The sequence below is a fragment of the Aeromonas sp. sia0103 genome (assembly GCF_963895295.1).
GTDB lineage: Bacteria > Pseudomonadota > Gammaproteobacteria > Enterobacterales > Aeromonadaceae > Aeromonas > Aeromonas encheleia.
Genome location: NZ_CAWQKG010000004.1, coordinates 48530 through 68643, shown reverse-complemented (window position 1 = coordinate 68643; position 20114 = coordinate 48530). Strand labels below are relative to the sequence as shown.

19 protein-coding genes are annotated in these 20114 nt (G+C 58.6%); 10 read left to right on the top strand and 9 right to left on the bottom strand.

The genetic code is table 11. The features are described 5' to 3' along the window. Window positions 1–368: 368 nt before the first annotated feature. The 3 genes from AACW18_RS01705 to AACW18_RS01695 all read right to left on the bottom strand — a co-directional run bounded on the left by AACW18_RS01705 (window position 369) and on the right by AACW18_RS01695 (window position 2413). A complete protein-coding gene (locus AACW18_RS01705; RefSeq protein WP_218389976.1) occupies window positions 369–1412 on the bottom strand; it encodes an NAD(P)H-dependent flavin oxidoreductase in 1044 nt (347 codons plus the stop codon). Further along, window positions 1409–1699: a helix-hairpin-helix domain-containing protein gene (locus AACW18_RS01700; RefSeq protein WP_218292466.1), complete on the bottom strand. Its 291-nt coding sequence runs from the start codon at window positions 1697–1699 to the stop codon at window positions 1409–1411. Before AACW18_RS01700 ends, AACW18_RS01705 begins: the two co-directional genes overlap by 4 nt. 72 nt (window positions 1700–1771) lie before the next feature. Beyond that, window positions 1772–2413 carry a ribonuclease T2 family protein gene (locus AACW18_RS01695; RefSeq protein WP_218389975.1) on the bottom strand — a complete coding sequence of 214 codons (642 nt, stop codon included), beginning with the start codon at window positions 2411–2413 and terminating at the stop codon, window positions 1772–1774. Window positions 2414–2646: 233 nt separating this feature from the next. Between AACW18_RS01695 and AACW18_RS01690 the strand changes: the two genes are divergently transcribed. After that, window positions 2647–3207, top strand: coding sequence for a gamma carbonic anhydrase family protein (locus AACW18_RS01690; protein ID WP_218292464.1), 561 nt, complete (start codon window positions 2647–2649; stop codon window positions 3205–3207). A gap of 67 nt (window positions 3208–3274) precedes the next feature. On the opposite strand, the gene AACW18_RS01685 is transcribed toward AACW18_RS01690, so the two are convergent. Next, on the bottom strand, window positions 3275–4180 hold the full coding sequence (locus AACW18_RS01685) for an SAM hydrolase/SAM-dependent halogenase family protein (RefSeq protein ID WP_218389974.1): 906 nt from the start codon (window positions 4178–4180) through the stop codon (window positions 3275–3277). Window positions 4181–4347: 167 nt separating this feature from the next. Between AACW18_RS01685 and AACW18_RS01680 the strand changes: the two genes are divergently transcribed. Next, complete coding sequence (locus AACW18_RS01680) at window positions 4348–4806, top strand: hypothetical protein (RefSeq protein WP_218389973.1); 459 nt, start codon at window positions 4348–4350, stop codon at window positions 4804–4806. Here AACW18_RS01680 and AACW18_RS01675 read toward each other — a convergent pair. Further along, window positions 4803–5015 carry a hypothetical protein gene (locus AACW18_RS01675; protein WP_339381445.1) on the bottom strand — a complete coding sequence of 71 codons (213 nt, stop codon included), beginning with the start codon at window positions 5013–5015 and terminating at the stop codon, window positions 4803–4805. The genes AACW18_RS01680 and AACW18_RS01675 overlap by 4 nt on opposite strands. 531 nt (window positions 5016–5546) lie before the next feature. Here AACW18_RS01675 and AACW18_RS01670 point away from each other — a divergent pair. From AACW18_RS01670 to AACW18_RS01650, 5 genes are all read left to right on the top strand, one after another. Next, a complete protein-coding gene (locus AACW18_RS01670; protein ID WP_232018902.1) occupies window positions 5547–6131 on the top strand; it encodes a CsgG/HfaB family protein in 585 nt (194 codons plus the stop codon). A gap of 11 nt (window positions 6132–6142) precedes the next feature. Beyond that, on the top strand, window positions 6143–6502 hold the full coding sequence (locus tag AACW18_RS01665) for a DUF4810 domain-containing protein (protein WP_218389972.1): 360 nt from the start codon (window positions 6143–6145) through the stop codon (window positions 6500–6502). After that, entirely contained in the window at window positions 6499–7152 is a 654-nt protein-coding gene (locus AACW18_RS01660; protein WP_042652861.1) for a DUF799 domain-containing protein, read from the top strand. Before AACW18_RS01665 ends, AACW18_RS01660 begins: the two co-directional genes overlap by 4 nt. Window positions 7153–7463: 311 nt before the next feature. Continuing rightward, complete coding sequence (locus AACW18_RS01655; protein ID WP_218389971.1) at window positions 7464–8936, top strand: sensor domain-containing diguanylate cyclase; 1473 nt, start codon at window positions 7464–7466, stop codon at window positions 8934–8936. 146 nt (window positions 8937–9082) lie between these two features. Beyond that, window positions 9083–10333, top strand: coding sequence for a DEAD/DEAH box helicase (locus AACW18_RS01650; RefSeq protein ID WP_218389970.1), 1251 nt, complete (start codon window positions 9083–9085; stop codon window positions 10331–10333). A gap of 88 nt (window positions 10334–10421) precedes the next feature. Here the strand turns inward: AACW18_RS01650 and AACW18_RS01645 are convergent, their stop codons facing one another. Beyond that, window positions 10422–11693, bottom strand: a complete 1272-nt coding sequence (locus AACW18_RS01645; RefSeq protein WP_218389969.1) for a lipopolysaccharide biosynthesis protein — start codon at window positions 11691–11693, stop codon at window positions 10422–10424. A gap of 213 nt (window positions 11694–11906) precedes the next feature. Between AACW18_RS01645 and AACW18_RS01640 the strand changes: the two genes are divergently transcribed. Next, the gene (locus AACW18_RS01640; RefSeq protein WP_218389968.1) at window positions 11907–12479 is read left to right on the top strand and encodes a hypothetical protein; all 573 of its coding nucleotides are present in this window, start codon (window positions 11907–11909) and stop codon (window positions 12477–12479) included. Window positions 12480–12755: 276 nt separating this feature from the next. On the opposite strand, the gene cphA is transcribed toward AACW18_RS01640, so the two are convergent. Continuing rightward, window positions 12756–13520, bottom strand: coding sequence for a CphA family subclass B2 metallo-beta-lactamase (gene cphA, locus AACW18_RS01635; protein ID WP_218389967.1), 765 nt, complete (start codon window positions 13518–13520; stop codon window positions 12756–12758). 550 nt (window positions 13521–14070) lie between these two features. Here cphA and AACW18_RS01630 point away from each other — a divergent pair. Beyond that, window positions 14071–15843 carry an ATP-dependent nuclease gene (locus tag AACW18_RS01630; RefSeq protein ID WP_218389966.1) on the top strand — a complete coding sequence of 591 codons (1773 nt, stop codon included), beginning with the start codon at window positions 14071–14073 and terminating at the stop codon, window positions 15841–15843. Between the two features lie 228 nt (window positions 15844–16071). Here the strand turns inward: AACW18_RS01630 and AACW18_RS01625 are convergent, their stop codons facing one another. Beyond that, entirely contained in the window at window positions 16072–17775 is a 1704-nt protein-coding gene (locus AACW18_RS01625) for an amidase (protein WP_218389965.1), read from the bottom strand. Window positions 17776–17945: 170 nt separating this feature from the next. Continuing rightward, window positions 17946–19043, bottom strand: coding sequence for an agmatine deiminase (aguA, locus tag AACW18_RS01620; RefSeq protein ID WP_218330064.1), 1098 nt, complete (start codon window positions 19041–19043; stop codon window positions 17946–17948). A 146-nt stretch (window positions 19044–19189) separates the two neighbouring features. On the opposite strand from aguA, the gene AACW18_RS01615 reads away from it, so the two are divergent. Next, complete coding sequence (locus AACW18_RS01615) at window positions 19190–20101, top strand: LysR family transcriptional regulator (protein ID WP_218389964.1); 912 nt, start codon at window positions 19190–19192, stop codon at window positions 20099–20101. Window positions 20102–20114 lie beyond the last annotated feature (13 nt).

Genomic DNA, 20114 nt, shown 5'->3' with positions numbered 1-20114 from the left:
CGTTGCAACGTTTTGTCGCTGCGGGAGTGGCATTCTACTCAACCGCCTTCTCGAGTCAAGCCTTATTTTCAGAGGCTTTATCGAGGCACCGACCGGCTTGTTTGCGTTGCCGCTTGCCCTGTCGATGTGGCGCATTATAGAGAGATTGATCACGCTGACAAGGGGGTTACTGCAATAAAACTGTAAAAATCGGCGATTTCTTAGTTATTCATATCCAACCACAGCTTTTGTACAAACTTATCCACAGAACCCCGTCAAAACGGGCCCTGAGCGGGGCTTGATATCCTCTTTATCCCCCCAAGCGGCCATGACCAGAAACCGGATACCTATATAAAGGAGAGCAAGCAGGGATAGATGGCGGCATCAAATCAAACCAATCCAGCCTCGGCCACCCAGATTGCGATCAGCTCGGCCGCAGGCAGGTCGAGGCAACCCGTTACATTCTGGCCCGCCCAGAGCGGTGAGAAGTCATGGCTCCCGCTCTTTTCTGCCGCACCACGCAAAGGAGCCAATGCCGCACTGGCATGGGGGAAGGCGGGCGCCGAGGCAGAGAGCGGGCCCAGCTCCCGCACCAGGCGGTTGACGATGCCTCTGGCGGGGCGGCCGCTGAACAGGTTGGTCAGGGCCGTATGCTGGCCTTGCGCCGAGTTAATGGCCACACGGTGCATGCGCGAGGTCGTCGCCTCATGACTACAGAGAAAGGCCGTCCCCATCTGCACGGCGCTCGCCCCCAGCGCCAGGGCGGCACGGATCCCCTTGCCATCGACTATGCCCCCCGCCGCTATGACCGGCAGCCCGACCGCCTGCACGATCTGCGGCAGCAGGGTGAAGGTGCCCTGTTGCAGGCTGAGGTCCTCATCGAGGAAGTGGCCGCGATGGCCCCCCGCCTCCAGCCCCTGCGCGATGATGGCGTCGGCGCCATGTTGCGTCAGCCAGACAGCCTCCGCGACCGTGGTCGCGCTGGCCAACACCCGGGCGCCCCAGGCTTTCACGCTGGCAAGCAGCGCGGGCGCGGGCAGACCAAAGTGAAAGCTGACCACGGCGGGCTGGAACTCGGCCAGGATGGCGGCCTGCTCCGCACTGAAGGGGGCTCGGCCAGGCACACTGAGGACGGCATCGGCAGCCAGCCCGAACTCGGCATAATAAGGCGCGAGCGCCTGTCGCCAACGGCGTGCCTCTACCGGGTCTGGCTCGGCCTGACGGTGACAGAAGAAGTTGATGTTGAACGGTTGGCCACGCTCCTTGAGTACCCTCAATGCCTGGCGCAGCTCGGTCGGGCTGAGCATGGCGGCTGGCAGGGAGCCGAGCCCCCCGGCGGCGGCAACCGCCAGTGGCAGGGCACAGTCCTGTACCCCCGCCATGGGGGCCTGAATGATGGGATAGCGGATCCCGAGTTGGGAGAGCAGCGTCATGCCCCTGTCTCCTGTCGTCCTGCCTGGTCCGGTTCGGCTTGCAGCTGAGCGCGGGCCAGGGCGATGGCTCCCTCGATGGCGCCGCGCGCCTGCGGGCTGTTCTGCCAGCAGGTCGAGCCCAGCAGGCTGGCCACCAGCTTGACGATATGGGTCGCGTCAGCCCCTGCCAATTCGTGCAGGCTATGGTAGCCCAGCTGCTCGAGCCGCCCGATGACGGTGGGGCCCACCCCTTTCACCCCGAGCAGCAAGCTTCGCTCCGGCGTAGAGAACTGTTTCATGGTGGTCATGGCTCAAACTCCTTTCCGATGGCGGTATTTGAACATCAGGCCCGCAAGGGGCCTGATGAAGATAAAGAGGGATCAACGCACGCTGCGTAGCAAGAAATCCGGCTGACCACAGGAACGCTGCTCGCGCTTTTGCATCTCGTCCGAGCAGGCGACGGCATCAGTCCCTTCCTTATTGACGCAAACGTAGACCTCCCGCAGGAAACGGCCACCATCGGCGCAGGCGATGGTGATGCTGTCCGGCGCCAGCCACTCATTGGCATCGGCCAGATCGGCCTTGAGCTGGAAACGGCTCTTGCGCAGCGGCTCCTCAGGGGCCTGATAGGCGGCAGGCAGCTTCACCTTCTGGCGCAGCTCGCTGGCCAGCTGATGGAATTGCGGCTGGCTGAGGCCGGAGCAGGTTCCATGCTTCTGCCACTCATGGCGATAGAGGAAGCGACTGGGATAGAGCCCGGCAAACTCGCGCTCCATCTCGGGATCCAGCGGTTCAGCGCTGCAATCGCTCGGATAGCCACGCTGATACTGGGGCCAGAGGCCGTGCAGCACGAAGCCCAGCTGGCGGCTGCACTGCTCCCGATCGCCCGGCTTGACGGCGCAGTGCTCCGGCGACCAGGAGAGTGCCAGGGCGTAATAGTCGAAATCGCCCGCCCTCCCCTTGGCCTGCACCGCCTGGGCACAGAGCAAGGCTCCCACCAGCAACAGCATCATCTTCTTCATTTCTCAGCCTCCATTATCGCAATCCGGCCCATTCTTGCGAGGAACACAACCCGCCTGCCGAGCCACATGCTCCCATACCAGGGAGTCAAAGAACAACCATCTGAAATGTCCCTACTAAAGGAGGGTCAGACCAGTAAAGGGTTTCCCCCTCCAAAACAGAGGCGTAAGCTGATTCTCCGGCGAGCCTCTGCGTCCCGCCATTTTCCCCGATTTCATCAGCAACAGGACATGACATGATCCGCAAGAATCCCTCCGGTCACCTGCCCGTTATCGACGAATCCGCCTATATCGACAAGACCGCCATCATCTGCGGCAAGGTGATCATCAAGGAGAACGTGTTTGTCGGCCCCTACGCCGTGATCCGCGCCGACGAAGTGGATGCCAGCGGTGACATGGAGCCCATCGTCATCGGTGCCAATTCCAACATTCAGGACGGGGTGGTGATCCATTCCAAGTCCGGTGCGGCCGTCACCATCGGCGAGTACAGCTCCATCGCCCACCGCAGCATAGTGCACGGGCCCTGCGAAGTCGGTAACCGGGTGTTCATCGGCTTCAACAGCGTGCTGTTCAACTGCCACATCGGCGAAGGCTCTGTGGTGCGCCACAACTCGGTGATCGATGGCTGCGATCTGCCCCCCGGCTTCTACGTGCCTTCCACCACCCGCATCAACCAGCAGAGCGATCTGGCTCAGATCCCGCGCGTCACCGTGGATGCCACCGAGTTCTCCGAAGACGTGGCCCACACCAACATCGATCTGGTCAAGGGATACAAGGCGCTCTCCAACGAATTCTGATCCCATTCTCCTTTTCTGAAAACACAACGGGCGCCTCGGCGCCCGTTGTCATCTCACGCAACCATCACTAGCACTTCTTCAGGCTGATGTGCCAGTTGGCGCCTGACTGTACCTGATGCCTGGCGGCGAAGCTGTCCATGTTGAGCGCCACCGACACCTGCAACAGGCTGTTGAGGTAGACCAGCGGCTGCCCCTCAGGCACATCGCCGAAGCTGCTGACGTAGGGAGCCTTGCCCTCATATTTCAGCGCCTCTCCCTCGCTTATCCTGAAGCAGGCCTGATCCCCCTTGTCGATCCCCGCCTTGGTGAGCAGGGTCTCGTCGATGTTGGTCCAGACGTTGCCGTACTGCACATCCAGGATCGGAATGGTGCCCTTGAGGCTGCCACCGGCCTCGGCCACTGCCGGCTGATAGGGGATCCGCACCACCTCGGCGGGCAACAGCGGGCCCACCTGCTCGTAGCTGATGGCACCGGAGGCGAGCCGAGCCCCGGTGTAGGCGTAGACGTCGCGACCGTGGAAAGTGTAGGACTTCTCGGAACCCTTGAGGCGGTTGCGTTTCTCGTCGATCTGGCGCACAGCCTCAATACCGAAGTGCTCGGCCACCAGGGTCAGGGTGCCGTTGTCCGGTGAGACGATGTAGTGGCCGCTCTTGGTCTTGAGCACCACCGAGTGGCGCGCCGTGCCCACCCCCGGATCCACCACGCTCACGAATACCGTGCCCTTGGGCCAGTAGTTGATGGTCTGATAGAGGCGGTAGGAGGCCTCCCAGATGTTGTAGGCCGGGATCTCGTGGGTCAGATCATAGAGCGGCAGGGTGCGGTCCACCCCGAAGGCGACCCCCTTCATGGCCGACACGGCGCCGTCTTTCAGGCCAAAATCGGTCTGGATCACCAGCGCCTCGTTGGCGAAGGCGCAGCTTCCCGCCAGCAGAAGGGAGAGCGCAATGATGCGGGGAGCGGTACGAATATCCATATCAGAACTCCTGAAGCCTAGGGATTAAATAGCCATTTAGACATCTAGAATGCCATCACAAATACGCTTTGCAAGCCGGCCACACCAGATGGGGGGAGAAAGCGCTCGCCCGGGCGCACGGGCGGGTGTATGAATCGTCTTATCCAAGGGATCGCAGAGGGATCGACATGAGGGAGACAGGGAGCCACAGGCTGTCACTTAGCCTGGGTGAGCAGAGCAGCGGGGTGCAGATCACCCGGACCGACGGCACCACCATCACGCACCGGCTGGCCTTCGGTCTCGCGGCCATGACGCCTGGGCCCTTTCGCCAGGATCCGCCGACGGCCCTCGAGCTGGAGCAGGCCATCATGGTGGTGGAGGATGCACTGATGCCGCTGGCGGCCGGAATCCCGCCTCACCCCGTGCTGATCCTGCACAGCCCGCTCCCGCTCGCCAGCATGCTCGGCAACCAGGAGCTGAGCCGGGAGAGCATCGAGCAGCTGTTCGGCCAGTTTGTCGCCATGGTCGAGGGAGATCCGCTGGCGGCGGCGCAACTGCCCAAGGATCGTCGCTTTGCCGCCGCGCTGCTGATCCTGCGGGAGTGGATGCACCACTTGGATGCCGGGCGGGTGCTGCTGGCCGATTAGGCCGCCGCGTGCACGGACACCATCCATGCCAGTCCCAGACCGATCAGCATGCTGCTGATGGCGAGCAGATCCACCGCCGCCAGCAAGCGCTCACCTAACCCAGCTGTACCGGCACCCAGTTCGCCACATAGGCGATCACGCAGAGCGACACCAGCCTGGTGTGGCTCGCGTTGGGGCGATGCGGTTGACCAGGGTTGCGCCGCTGACAACCCCCCCCCACCAACAGCTAGAGCCAGGACAGCCACAGCGATTGGCCGTGTACCGCGCCGGCAAACCTCGGTACACAGAGTATCAGGACCGGTCAGGCAGGCACTCAGCAAGATGTGGCGGCGCGCCCATCGCGGGCACAGACCGGGGAGCACCATCTGGTGGGCAACGCGTCGGATCTGTTGCGAATCCTGCGTCCCTCACCAATCCGATCGACATTTGGCCACCACTAGCCCGATCTACAGCAGGCCAGCCAGATTCGTGCCGTGATTGCGCCCCAGAAAGCATCTTTCACAGCCACTACATCCCTCCAATTTTTCATTTAGTGAAGCAAAAGCTCTAAAAATAGGATTTTTGGACCATTCATCCCCCCATCCGGGGGCCTTTCTTTGCGACGAGCCATGTTAGAGTCCGCCGTTGTTTTTCCTTAAATAACGGGATCTTATATGAAGAAGTTAGTTGTTTCATATTGTTTCATACTGATAACAAGCTTGTTGACCGGTTGTGCCAGTGAATCCTCTCGTTCACTGGAAGTGCCAAAAGTAGCCACCTACCAGAGCCAGTATCAGGGGGTACGCAGTCCGATAGCCGTCGGCAAATTCGACAACCGCTCCAGCTATATGCGTGGCATCTTCTCCGATGGTGTGGATCGACTGGGTAGCCAGGCAAAAACCATACTGATCACCCACCTGCAGCAGACGGGCCGCTTCAGCGTGCTGGATCGCGACAACATGGATGAGATCAAGGCTGAGGCAGGGATCAAACAGCAAGCCCAGAAACTCAAGGGTGCTGACTATGTGGTAACCGGTGACGTGACGGAGTTTGGCCGCAAGGAAGTCGGTGACCACCAGCTGTTTGGCATCCTGGGCCGCGGAAAATCCCAGATTGCCTATGCCAAGGTCAACCTGAACATCGTCAACGTCACCACCTCCGAAGTTGTCTTCTCCTCTCAAGGTGCTGGTGAATTCGAGCTATCCAACCGTGAAGTCATCGGTTTCGGTGGCACGGCCAGCTATGACTCCACCCTGAATGGCAAGGTGCTGGATCTCGCTGTCCGCGAGGCCGTCAACAACCTGGTGAATGGTATCGAAACCGGCGCCTGGCACCCAGCGCAATAGGAACAATGACGATGAAATCTTTCAATCTGTATCTGCTGCTGGCCAGTGCCATGCTGCTAACCGCCTGCGCACAGGCGCCACGATCCCTTTACAACTGGGATCAATACCAGCACGTCGTTTACCAGACAATGCAAGGAGACGAGGCCGGGGTGGAAGCCCAGATTACCGCGCTGGAGAAAAACCAGCAGGAAGCCAGCGCCAAGGGGCTGGCCGTTCCTCCTGGCTTCCACGCTCACTTGGGGATGCTTTACGCACAGCTGGGCAAGGATGAACAAACCCGTCAGCAATTCGAGACCGAAAAGCGTCTCTTCCCTGAGTCAGCTCCCTTCATGAACTTCCTGATGTCCAACAAGAAAGGGGTCACTCAATGAGCCTGCGTGTCATCTTCTCGCTCATGTTGAGCACCCTTCTGCTGGCAGGCTGCGCACAGCGCCCCAGCTATGATTACAGCAACTTCAAGGAGAGCAGACCAACCTCCATCCTGGTGCTGCCACCGGTGAATCACTCACCGGATGTCAAAGCCGGCGCCAGCTTGCAGTCCCAGATCACTTTCCCCCTTGCGGAGTCGGGTTACTATGTACTGCCGGTAGCTGTCACTAACGAAACCTTCCGTCAGAATGGTGTGACCGAGGCGACGGATATTCATGCCCTGCCCACTCAGAAGCTCCATGAGATCTATGGTGCCGATACCGCGCTCTATCTCGACATCAAGGACTATGGCACCAGCTATCTGGTGATATCCAGCGCGACTGTGGTCACGGCCAGCGCCCGTCTGGTGGATCTGCGCACTGGCAAGCTGCTGTGGGAAGGCACCGCTAGCGCGAGCAGCGCCGAGCAACAAAGTAACTCAGGTGGCAGTCTGATCGGCATGTTGGTGGTGGCAGTCGTTAACCAGATTGCCGACACAGTCACCGACAAGGGTCATGAGATTGCGGGGATCACCAGCTTCCGACTGCTGAGTGCCGATATGCCAAATAGCATTCTCTACGGCCCTTATTCCCCCAAATACCAGAAAAAATAACCGACCTTATTGATCATCAAAGAGGGTGCAACGCCCTCTTTTTCATGACAGCGCCGCATATGAGATCATCCATCGTGGAATCTTCGACAGGGCGCAACAGCTAAGCGCCATGGCTTCAAAGAAAGCCATGCAGATCCAATCAACACCCACCTCTCGCCATACCAATAGCCTGACTCGCTATCTCCTTGATATTTATCGTCGCGTCAGTTAACAAAGGCATCATTGGCGGATGCTCTGCGCTACAACTTGTTTATACTGGGGCGAATTAGTTGATGAGCGGCTCCATATAGCCCCCTAGGAAACCCATAGGCATGTCTGTATCGAGAATGCGCGACATACCCCGCAAATGGCTGCTTCGGCTGACCCTGCTGTGCCTGGTCCTGTCGGGTCTGGCGCTGGTGCTCTACTACACCTACCTCAGCATCCGGCATGACATGCAGCTCATCACCGCCAAGCAGCAGAACGTGTTCGAGGTCTACTATCAACGGGCCCGCATTCTGGAGCCGGAACATCTGGCCCAGTTCGTCGACGGCAGCAGCATCAAGGCCCCCATCTTCAGCGAGAACCAGGATGCGACCGTCTATGTCTATGGCTATGACGTCAAGTTCCGCGATCGCATCGCTGTCATCCCCATACTGCCGCCCACCAGCGAGATGCTCATCGCCTACCAATATGCCCTCTCCTATCCCGATGTCATCAATCTCTATGCCTTCTACGACGACTATCGCCTGCTCGGCATGGTGGCCGACAAGCAGATCCTGCCGAGGCGACTACTGCCCAGCAACACCAGGCTGGATGACCTCAAGCCCTGGCGTCACTACTTCGGCTGCGCCGCCTTCGCCTCCACCCATGTTCCCTGCAGTGCGGACGAGGCCCAGGTATCCGAGATCTATACCGACGCCTTTACCCAGTTGCAGACCATCACCATGTACTTCCCCTTCGTCTTCTACGACCAGGCGAAAAGGGACTATCGCTATGGCCTGTCGGGGATAGACATCGACATCCATGAGGCCTTCAAGGCCGTGTTTCGCCCCTTCGAGACCCTCAACCCGAGCCGCACCGTCATCTCCTTCGATGCCGCCGAACCCTGCCGTTCCTGGCACCTCTGCCTGAGCACCCGCCTCATGCAGACCAAGGCCGGCGCGGATCTCTATCTGAAATGGTCCTACGGCTACGGCGACTTCGTGCGGGTGGCGCTCTATGGCCCCGCCTTCAAGCTCTACCTGATCGCCCTGCTGCTGCTGATGCTGACCGGGCGGCGGGCCTATGCCCGGCTGCAGACCCTGGCCTACACCGATCATCTGACCCGGCTGCCAAGACGGGACATCCTGGACAATGCCCTGCTGCAGGAGCATGACTACCTGATGATCCTGGACATCGACAACTTCAAGTCGGTCAACGACATCCATGGCCACGCGGTGGGGGACATCGCCCTCGCCGCCTTCGCCCGCCATCTGCAGGAGAACATCCGCAAGGGGGACTGCGCCATCCGCTGGGGGGGCGAGGAGTTTATCGCGCTCTACAAGGGGCTGGAGGATGAGGCGGCGATGCGGCACGCGGTCGCCCGCCTGCTGGAGCAGGAGCTCCGGCTTCCCCAATTGCCCGGCCCCATCACCTTCTCGGCAGGCATCATCCGCATCCGCGATTATCTGACGGTGTCTGACGCCATCACCCTGGCCGACGAGCTGCTCTATCACGTCAAGCAGCACGGCAAACACAACATCGCCCACTATCAGGGGCAGCACATCGAGCTCATCAGGACTCCCGGGAGCCCGACCGGCTGATCCCGCACTTCTGATGTTCCTTGCCGCTCCCTAGGTGTCGGCAGGGGCAATCGCCTTCTGCTGTGGGGGGCGCTTCTGCTACCATCACGGTCACTATCCTGTTTCCGTCACGGTCCCGGCCGCGACGACCCCATACTGGTACCCCTATGTCCCTTGTCTCCTTCGCCGAATTGGCCCTCTCCCCTCGCCTGCTACAGACCCTGACCGAGCTGGGGTACGAGACGCCGACCCCCATTCAGGCCAGCGCCATCCCGGTCGTTCTGGCCGGGCGCGATCTGATGGCTGGCGCCCAGACCGGCACCGGCAAGACCGCCGCCTTCGTGCTGCCCATCCTGCAGCAGTTGCTGACCATGCCGAGGGAGGCCGATGAGGGCAGACCGATCCGCGCCCTGGTGCTGGTGCCGACCCGCGAGCTGGCGGTGCAGGTACACGAGAGCGTGCTGCGTTATGGCAAGGACACAGGTCTCACCAGCGCCCTGGTCTACGGCGGCGTCAGCATTGCGGCCCAGGTGGAGGCGCTAAAGAACGGGGTCGATCTGCTGATCGCCACCCCGGGCAGGCTGCTCGATCATCTGCGCCAGGGGGCTCTGAGCCTGTCCCGGCTCGGCCATCTGGTGTTCGACGAGGCAGACAGGATGCTCGACATGGGCTTTATGGACGAGATCAAGGCGCTGCTAAAGCAGATCCCCGCCGATCGCCAGACCCTGCTGTTCTCCGCCACCTGCGATGACAACCTGTTTGCCCTGAGCCGTGTGCTGCTGCGCGACCCCGAGTTGATCGAGGTGGCAACCCGCAACACCACGGCGGCGGAGGTGGAGCAGCGGATCTATGCGGTGGACGGCGATCGCAAGCTGGCACTGGTGGAGCACCTGCTCAAGGTGAAGGGCTGGGCGCCGGCGCTGATCTTCAGCCGCACCCGCCAGGGGGCGGACCAGCTGGCCCAGCGGCTCGGCAAGGCCGGCATCAACGCCCTCGCCTTCCATGGGGATCTCTCCCAGGGGGCACGGGAGAAGGTGTTGCAGGAGTTCAAGGCGGGCAGCCTGCAGGCCCTGGTCGCCACCGACGTGGCCGCCCGCGGGCTGGATATCCAGGAGCTGAACTATGTGATCAACCTGGAGTTTCCACATCAGCCGGAGGATTACGTGCACCGCATCGGCCGCACCGGTCGCGCCGGCAACAAGGGGCTCGCCATCACCTTGTTCAGCTCTGAGGATGCGCCACTCCTGGAGAAGGTCGAGGCCGTGCTCGATAGCCGCCTGCCCCAGCAGTGGTTCCCCGGCTTCGAGCCGGATCTCACCCGCTCAGAGCCCGAGCCGCGCCGCAACAGCAAGGCGGCCCAGAAGCAGCGCGCCAGAAAACAGGCTCTGGGCACCAAGAGTGGCAAGGGCAAGCGTTAAGCCGCCCTACTCCGCCAATAAAAAAACGCCCGCATGGGCGTTTTTTGTTATCCGACAGGGGCCAGCGCCACGCTTGGTGACTGAACACCTAGCGGGTCGCCAGCACCAGTGGCAGGGATTTCAGGATCCGCCGCTCCGCCAGCGTCGAGAGGATAAACATCACCATATAGCCCAGCCCCAGCGCCACGATAATGGCCACCACGTTGGTAGTGAACTCGGCCACCAGATAGTAGGCCGCCACCAGCGCCACTATGCCGACTAGGCGGATCAGCAGGCTCTGGGTGAAGTGGCCATGGGCCTTGATATAGGCGAGCTGGTAGCCGTTGAGCATCATAAAGATAAAGAAGATGGAGAAGTGGAACAGCACGGGCACGGCGCCCACATAGTCGACGGGGAACAGCAGCAACACCAGCGGCTTGCCCGCCAGCAGCATCAGCACAAAGAACACCAGACTGACGACGGTGGAGAGACGAAAGATCCAGCGGCGGATCATCCTGATCTGGCGGTGATCGCCGTTGCGCAGATTGACCGCCAGCTCAGGCAGCACGAAGCGGTAAATCGGGAACACAAACAGCAGCGTCATATAGGTGAAGATGGGGCGTACCACCACCTGGAAATCCCCCAGCTCATCGATGCTGAAGTGGCGTATGGTGAGCAGCACTGTGATGTAGATCATCAGTATGCTGGCCCCCGCCTCCAGCGAGGCGGTAAAGCTCTTTTTCACATAGCTGCGCATCTCGGGGCCGAGCTCGACTTTGGCCAGCGGCCGGGTGGCGATGGCCCTGCGCCGATAGAGATACATATAACCGGCGATGACCAGTGAAGAGGAGGTCAGCCCGTAGAAGAGCGACGAGAGCGCATCCATCCCCAACCCGAAGTAGCAGGCCATAAACAGCAGGGCATTGGCGAGCGGCTCCAGCCAGGTGACCCTGTTGGAGATATCGTACATGCGGTACATGGCCACCAGATTGGTGAAATAGACCTTGAGCCCCAGCCCGAAGATGATCCCCACCAGTTGCAGATACTCCACCCGGATATGGAGCCCGTGCTTGATATAGGGGATCACCAGCCCCCAGGTGAGCAGCACTATGCCTGCCAGGAAGTAGCGGAAGATATTGATGATGTCTCTATCGTTTTTGGTCTGGGAGTAGCTCACCACCATGGAGGAGCGAAAGCCGGTCATCAGGATGAGGGAGAGGGAGATGAGATCCACCACGCTGTTGAACAGCGCCAGATCCGCTTTGGCCACCCACTGCGCCAGCCACACCTTGAAGGCGAAGCCGATAACGATGCTGGCAAGGGACGCCCACATGCCGGTGATAAAGGCCTGCTTCAGCCGTTCAAGGGATTTATATTGCATATCAATTACTTGTTAATGACTGGCCAGAGAGGAATCCATCTTATGAAAGCGCACCCGGCTTGAACAGCCTTAATCCGGGCAGGCTCGTCACAGGGGTTGCCCGGCAGGATGCGAGAGGCGCTGACACAGATATTTACACATCGATTGATTACTCGGGACAGAGATAACCCTACACTATCTCCGTCATTATCGCGGTAGCAGGGAGCAAACACTATGCATCATCTCAGGGTTGGCATTTGGGGCGCCATCTGCTTGTTCAGCATCCAGCCGGCACTCTGCCAGAAGCTGATACTGGTCGATCTCTCATCGACCCATGGCCTAGGCAAGATAAGCTCCTCGACCTTTCCCAATGCCATCGAGACCGGCTCGAGCGAACTGGCCGCGAGCTGGGGCATGGAGATGTCCAAGCCGCTAGATGACGCTCACTATCTGCGCACGGGCTATAGCCGCACCCGAGACTCTCATCGGGTTGCCAGCCTGGAGATGCTCGATGCCGGCTGGGGCAACTCCTTCTTTCCCGCCAAGGATGTGAAGCTGTATCAGGAGTGGGGGGTCATGGGCTATTGGGCCGACAGCAAGGTGAGCGGGGCAAAAACTGATTATCTGGGCGCCTACGGCGAGCTGGGCTCCGTTTACTCCATGGATCGGGGCTGGATCTCAAGCCATTATCGCTACGCCTACGCCGATCGCCCTTTCGTGGACTATGGCGTCTCTATCGGAACAAATATCCCACTGCTGGGGGGCTCCATCTCCATGGGGTGGGGAGAGCGGCATTGGTATGACTAGCTGATCGCGAGATAATTTAGCGGGCCGACATAAAAATAGATGGTCATCCTGGAGCAGTTATCACACAGGCACGGACCGCCAACATTTTGAGTGTATAAAGCAAGGATCCACCAACCCTCCTCGAACGTTCGATTAGGCTGGACTCGGCCCCAAGAGTGGCAAGAGCAAGCGATGAGTCCGGTGGGCTCGATTAGCGAAGCCTGATCGGACGCGCTAACGTCTCACCGCCCCAATAAAAAAACGCCCGATTCGGGCGTTTTTTTATTGGCTGCCCCGTCAGGAACGGGGCGCCTCGGCCAGCAAGGCCTGATAGTGATCGATAAGCTCGGGCCCGTGCAGCGGCGAGTCGTGACCACCCACTATCGTCTTGAGCGGCAGCTTCATCGCCTTGAGCCGCGCCAGGGTCTGCGGATAGGCCTTCAGATCGGCGAAGGCGAGGTTGCCCAGCTTCTCCTTGAGGATGCAGTTGCCATAGAGCACCTGCTCATCGGGGAAGTAGACGAAGATGCCGTCCGGGGTGTGGGCCGGGCCCAGGTAGAAGGCGCGCACCTTGCCATCTTGCAGGCTGAAGTCGCCGTCGTGCACCTCGTTCGGCAGCACCAGCGGCAGGTCCGGGTAGTCCGGCAGCCCCTTGCGGGTGAAGTCGACTATGGTCTGCCAGTCGCTCTGCATCAGATCCCGGGTCTGGCGGGTCGAGACCACTTTCGCGCCGATGGACTTCCAGTAGGCGTTACCGCCGGCCCTATCGGTGTGGTAGTTGGTGTTGATCACCTCCAGCACCGGCTTGCGACTGACCTTCTTGATAAGCTTGTGCAACTCGCGGGCGGTATCCGGCGTCCAGGTCGCCCCCACCACAGTCACCCCCTCAGCGCCGAAGTAGACCATGGAGTTCTCCCTGAGGTAGTAGTCATCCTCCACCACATAGACGGGGCCGCTCACCTGAGTGAGCGATATCGCCGCCGCATGCACGCTGCCGCCCCAGACACTCGCCGCCAGTACCAGGGCTCCGGCCAGCCCGCACTTCATCCAACCTTTCATCATCTTGCTCCCTCGATACAACCAACCCCTCGCCACCCCTGTGGCAAGCCGGGCCTTTTAAGCAGTGAGCAGAAGATACGGGGGATTTGTGAGGGGAAAATGGGCTTCTGTGAAGAGAAGGTGAAGTCGGGGGGAAATCGGGAAAAACCGCAGTGAACCACGACCAATATTGCGGTTTACGGCGCGGAGAATGGAGAGAGTTAAATGGTCAAAACATACAATCAGCGCCTTGCAGTAGGGACGATTAGCGCAGCGTAATCGTCCGTTTACCGCGAGCATGGTGATGGAAAAACGTTCAAGCAACCTTGGATGCCAGCGACCTCTCGGCGACCTCCCTTTCGCGATCGTCCGAATACGTTGAACTATTAGAACCCACAGCCCAATCCCAGTTCCCCTCACTGAATTCACTCTGATATCCCTTTGCTTGTCCTAAGACGATGGATATGATAGCCATTCGACCACCGTTATAGACTGAAGCGGATTGGCCCCCGAATAAGACTAGAGTTAATGTCATTAAGACGAATAATTTTATTGAAACAATACGGTAGACATAATGGAATTCATAAAGTCAATTAAAATTAGAAAATTTAGGTCAATAAAATCTCTTACTAGAGACCTTACACCTACACACTTAAACATTTTCGTAGGGAAAAATGACCAAGGTAAATCAAATTTACTCAGGGCATTGAATTTATTTTTCAATGGCGAGACTGATGTAGGGAATAAATTTAGGTTTGATGATGACTATTGTTATCACTCGAATAAAGGAAAAGGAACTAAAATTGAGATAAGAATTGATTTGGAAATCCACCCACCAAAATCCAGATTCAAAAATTCAGACCCCGTTCACTGGGTGAAAATATGGAAGCGTGACGGTTCAATATCAGAAGATAAAATAAACCTCACGACTGGAGAGAAATTGCAACCTAAGGATAATGTTTATAAATGGCTAGATAAAATAAGGTATCGGTACGTTCCGGCAATTAAAGGTCAGGAATATTTTTCAATTTTAATGGGTGAACTTCACGATGTATTAAATGAGACTCACGCCGATATACTAGCTAAACAAGGGGATGACTTTATAAAAGGAATCCAAGGTGTTACACAGGCAATTACAACCGAACTAGATAGTCAACTCGGCATTAAAAACTCTATACAAGTACCGTCTGATTTCAGACAACTTTTTTCAAACTTGGATTTTGGCACAAGAATAGACAATAATACTTATCACCTAAAGCAACGCGGTGATGGGGTCAAAGTTCGTCATATTCCAATAATTTTGAAATACATGTCAGAAAAAGAGAAAAGCATTTCCATTCCTGGCTATGTTAAACCAGACACCATCTGGGGATTTGAAGAACCAGAAAATAACCTTGAACTAAAATTTGCTTTTGATTTAGCTAAGACAATAAAAGAATACTCTAAAGATATTCAGATCTTTATAACAACACATTCTCCTGCATTTTATGCTCTAGATGTAGATGATAGTGATGGTGTAAACACATATTTTATAAGCCAAACCAGTGATAACTGCACCTCAGTAAAACATATTGAACATAGCAGAGCAGATGAATTGCATGAACATATGGGGCTTCTACCATTAATTACACCTTACCTATCAAAAATCTATGCGCACCAAGAGGAAATATCTCATTTAAAATCTGAAATGGATAACTTGCAAGACAAAACAAAATTTATTGTCCTAACTGAAGATCAGGATTTCGAACACGTAAAATCTTTTTTTTCAGCTCATAACTGCGACCTTGAAGCTACTGAGTTCATTCCATACTTGGGGGCCGATCAAATAAATTCCGCAATAATGCTAGGTAAATATCTAAAAGATAAAAAAGATGACATGACGATTATAATCCATCGAGATAGAGACTATCACACCGACGAGACCATAGAACGAATAAAGACAAAGATTGAACAGGCTAAATTATTTTTTTATGTTACTGATGGCGTTGATCTAGAAGGACAATATATTTGCCCATTGCATATAAACGAGTTATATCCTGACATTAGCGTCGATGATATAACGAGGCTAATAGAAGAAGCGACCGTAGAGTCTACAGAAAGCTCAATTGATAGATTAATTGATCAGACATTAAAAACCTGCAAACCTGAAAATCAGGGGTATGCCAAAAAGATTAGGGAAATCAATGCCATCTATCAATCCAATATTTCAAGATATAGATATGGAAAAAAAGTATCTGGGGTATTGAAAGCTAAACTACAGAAGATTTTGAAGAGGAATGTTGATATTTTTAGGCCAACACCCCACATTATTAATGAAGACCTACAGCAAGTGTTCTTAGTGAAGTAACACCCTTTTGGGGCTTTACTTCACTATGGAATTACTTACCAGACTGGATCTATTGGGTAATCTTGTGGATATTGCCACCGTCCAGCAGCGGGTAGACGATGCGATCATTGATGTTGAGAAAGCTCATATAGGAAACGGCCAGCACTGAAAATAAACCCCACCTGTATAACGGGTGGGGTTTATTTCATTATCACCAGACTAATTCGAGCTATTTAGCTCCAACGGCACTCACCCCAGCGGCGGGGTCCGCGGCGGCACCATACGCTTGCTGCCGGTGGACTCGAAGGCCGAGGCGACGCGCAGCAGCTTGTTGTCGTCATAGGCGCGACCGGCGAAAGTCAGCCCCACCGGCATGCCGATATCGGCCATGACCCCCATGGGGACGGTGACGGTCGGCACGCCGAGGTGGCGAATGGCGAGGTTGCCGTTGGCGACCCAGATGCCGTTGCTCCAGGCGATGTCGGCGGAGGCCGGATTGACATCCGCATCGGCCGGGCCGACGTCAGCCACAGTCGGGAACAGCACGGCGTCGAGTTTCAGCTCGTCCATCCAGTCCTCCAGATCCAGCTTGCGGGTCTGCTCCAGGCCACGCAGGCCGTCCGGCACGCTGGCAATCTCGTCGAAGCTCTTGAGGCCGCGCTTGGCCATCTTGACGTACTCGTCCATGCCGGCGGCGAGATCCCCCTCGCGGTTCGGCAGGGTGCCCGGATCGTGGGGGAAGATCTTGGGTCCATCCACGTCGGCCAATTGCTTAAGCTTGGGATCGCCGTTGGCGCGCAGGAAGTCGTCGAAGGCCCAGCCGGACAGCTCCCACAGCTCGTCATTGAGGAACTCAGGGCTAACGATGCCGCGATTGAACACGGTCGGCGCGCCGGGTCTGTCCCCTTCACAGTTGGAGACCAGCGGGAAGTCCACTTCGATGACCTCGGCGCCAGCGGCTTCCAGCGCCTTGCGCGCTTCTTCCCAGAGGGCAATCACCGAGGGGCGGGTGTGGATGCGCTGGCCGGTCGGGCCGCCGATACCGGGGTTTTCGCTGGTGCCAGCCAGCTCATCCTTGTTGATGAACATGCGTGGCACGCCGAGGCGCTTGCCCTTGAGGGCGGAGGCACCGGCGGCGAGATCCAGGTAGGAGGCCGGACGCACTTCGGAGGCCTTGGGGATCTTGACCCAGGGCTGCATCCGCCAGAGATCCCCACGGGTGTCGGCATCGTCGGCGACCACCACATCGAGCACTTCCAGCAGATCGGCCATGGTGCGGGCGTAGGGCACCACCACGTCCATGGTCGGGGTCAGCGGCCAGTTGCCACGTACCGAGATCACGCCGCGGGACGGGGTGTAGGCACACAGACCGTTGTTGGAAGCCGGGCCACGACCGCTCGACCAGGTCTCCTCGGCCAGACCGAAGGCGGAGAAGCTGGCCGCGGTGGCGGTGCCGGCACCGTTGGAGGAGCCGGAGGCAAACGGCGCAGTCAGGTAGTCCGCGTTGTAGGGGCTCTGTGCACGACCATAGACGCCGCGCTGCATGCCGCCATTGGCCATGGGCGGCATGTTGGTCTTGCCGAGGCAGATGGCGCCAGCGGCCCGCAGCCGTTCGACGGTGAAGGCATCGCGCTGGGCGATCAGATCCTTGAACGCCGGGCTGCCGGAGGCGGCGGTCAGCCCCTTGACCAGATAGCTGTCCTTGGCGGTGTAGGGGATGCCGTCCAGCGGCCCCAGGGTTTCGCCACGGGAACGGCGGGCATCGGAATCTTGCGCCTCTTTCAGCGCATCGGGATTGTGCACCACGACCGCATTGAGTTTGGTCTGCGTCTCGGGGCCGTTGTAGGCATGGATACGGGCCAGATAGGCCTTGACCAGTTCGACCGCCGTGGTGCGGCCGGCTTCGAGCGCGTGGCGCAGCTCGGCAATGGAAACCTCGGTCACTTCGATCATGCTGGATCTCCTGTAAAAGGGTGACGCTGTGCGATATCTGCCGCAAAGCGGACATATCGCAGGTGATTGCTTGTGATGGTGGTCGCCGCATTCAGCGCCTTCGACCACCACGCCATCAAGAGATAAAACCCCACCAGCGTGGGGTTTTGACGATCTGTTGTCCCTGCGGATTACTTGCCAGAGGGGATCTGTTGGGTAATGCAGTGGATATTGCCACCGCCCAGCAGGATCTCGCGGGCGGGCACGCCGACAACCTGATGCTGCGGGAAGATCTCTTCCAGAATCTGCTGGGCCTGCCCATCGGTGGCGGCATCCAGCAGCGGGTAGACGATACGATCATTGGTGATCAGGAAGTTCACATAGGAACCGGCCAGACGACCCTCGGCCTCGCGCGGCACGCCGCTGCCGCTCTCGACACCGGCGGACTCTTCCTGGGTGCAGAACAGCGGGCCCGGCTGGGGCAGCTTCCAGATCTTCAGCTCACGCCCCTTGGCGTCCCGAGTCTCGCTCAGCACCTTGAAGGCGGCCTGGGAGCGGGCATATTGCGGGTCGTTCTCGTCGTCGGTCCAGTGCAGGGCCACTTCGCCCGGGCGCACGAAGCAGCACATGTTGTCGATATGGCCGTCGGTCTCGTCCATGTAGACACCCTCGTCCAGCCAGATGAAGCTCTGCACGCCGAGATAGTCGCGCAGCAAGGCTTCGATCTGCTCCTTACTGAGGTGCGGGTTGCGGTTCGCGTTGAGCAGGCACTCGGCGGTGGTCATGCAGGTGCCTTCGCCGTCGACGTGGATGGAGCCCCCTTCCAGGATGAGCGGCGCGTCGTAACGCGCCATGCCGTGCTGGCTCAGCATCTTGGCGGCCACTTCTTCGTCCTGGTTCCACGGGTGGTAGAGACCGCCATTGAGGCCGCCCCAGGCGTTGAAGCCCCAATCCACCCCGCGGCACTCGCCTGCTCGGTTGGTGACCACGGTCGGACCGCTGTCACGGGCCCAGCAGTCATCGCTGGCCATTTCGACCAGGGTGACATGGGCGGGCATGATGGCGCGGGCCTGCTCCATAAACTCGGCGGGCACCCCCATAAAGACCGGCGTCGCACCACCTATGGCGTCGGCCACCTTGGCGAAGGTCTGTTGGGCGAAACGACCGGCTACCCGCCAGTTGTCCGGGCGAAACGGCCAGATCATCCAGACGGCCTGCTGGTGCGCCCACTCGGCGGGCATGGTGAAGCCGTCGGCGGCCGGAGTGGTGTTCATGGTCTTGATGCTCATCGCAAGGCTCCTTGCATGGATTGAGGCCCCCCAATTTACCCGGGAACCTTGGAAAAATAAGAGTGGGACGCAGTGTAAGAAGTTGCGCTCCCATCCATCAAATGAATAGGATGGATTGTCCCATAAGCACGGCGAATAATCCCCCCATGAAACTGCACCAGCTCGACCTCAATCTGCTGCTCGCCTTTGACAGCCTGATGACGGAGGGCAGCGTCACCCGCGCCGCCGAATCGCTGTTTATCAGCCAGCCTGCCATGAGCCACGCCCTCGGCCGGCTGCGCACCTTCTTCGGGGATCCGCTGCTGGTGCGCACCCCCCAGGGGATGCTGCCGACCCCCCGCGCCCAGCGGCTGCACCTGGGGGTGCAGCAGGCGTTGCGGCTGCTGGAACAACATCTAAGCGAAGAGGAGGAATTCGAGCCGCTGCACTCCAGGCGCCGCTTCGTGCTCTGCACCACCGACTACGTGGAGTGCGTGCTGATCCCGCCGCTGATCCAGCGCCTCAAGGATCTGGCTCCCGGGGTCACCATAGAGATCCGCATCCTGCGCGACAGCCTGCCGGAGGCTGAGCTCGCCAGCGGCGAGATCGATCTGGTGCTGGGGTTCGATGAGTACATGCAGGTGCCGGGTTATCTGGGCAAGGAGACCTGGCTGACCGAGCCGCTGGCCGGGCTGGTGCGCGCCAGCATGGCGCTTCCGGAGGAGCGGATCACGCTGCAACAGCTGATAGAGATGCCCCATGTGTTCCACTCGCCACTCGGCACCTCGGAGGCGAGCCTGGACAGATTCTTGCAGACCCTGGGCCATAGTCGCACCATCTCGGTCAACAGCCAGAGCTATATGTCCGCCGCCGCCATCGTCAGCCAGAGCGACCACCTGCTGGTGCTGCCCAGCATGGTGGCCGAGCTGCTGGCCCGCCACTGGCCGCTGAAGAGCCTGCCCCTGCCGGAGGCGGTGCCCGATTACCACCTCAACTGCGTCTGGCATCCGGTCCATGCCCAGCAACCCGCCTTGGTCTGGTTGAAGGATCTGATGAAGGAGCTGGTAAATCCGGTCTAGCTATACCAACAGC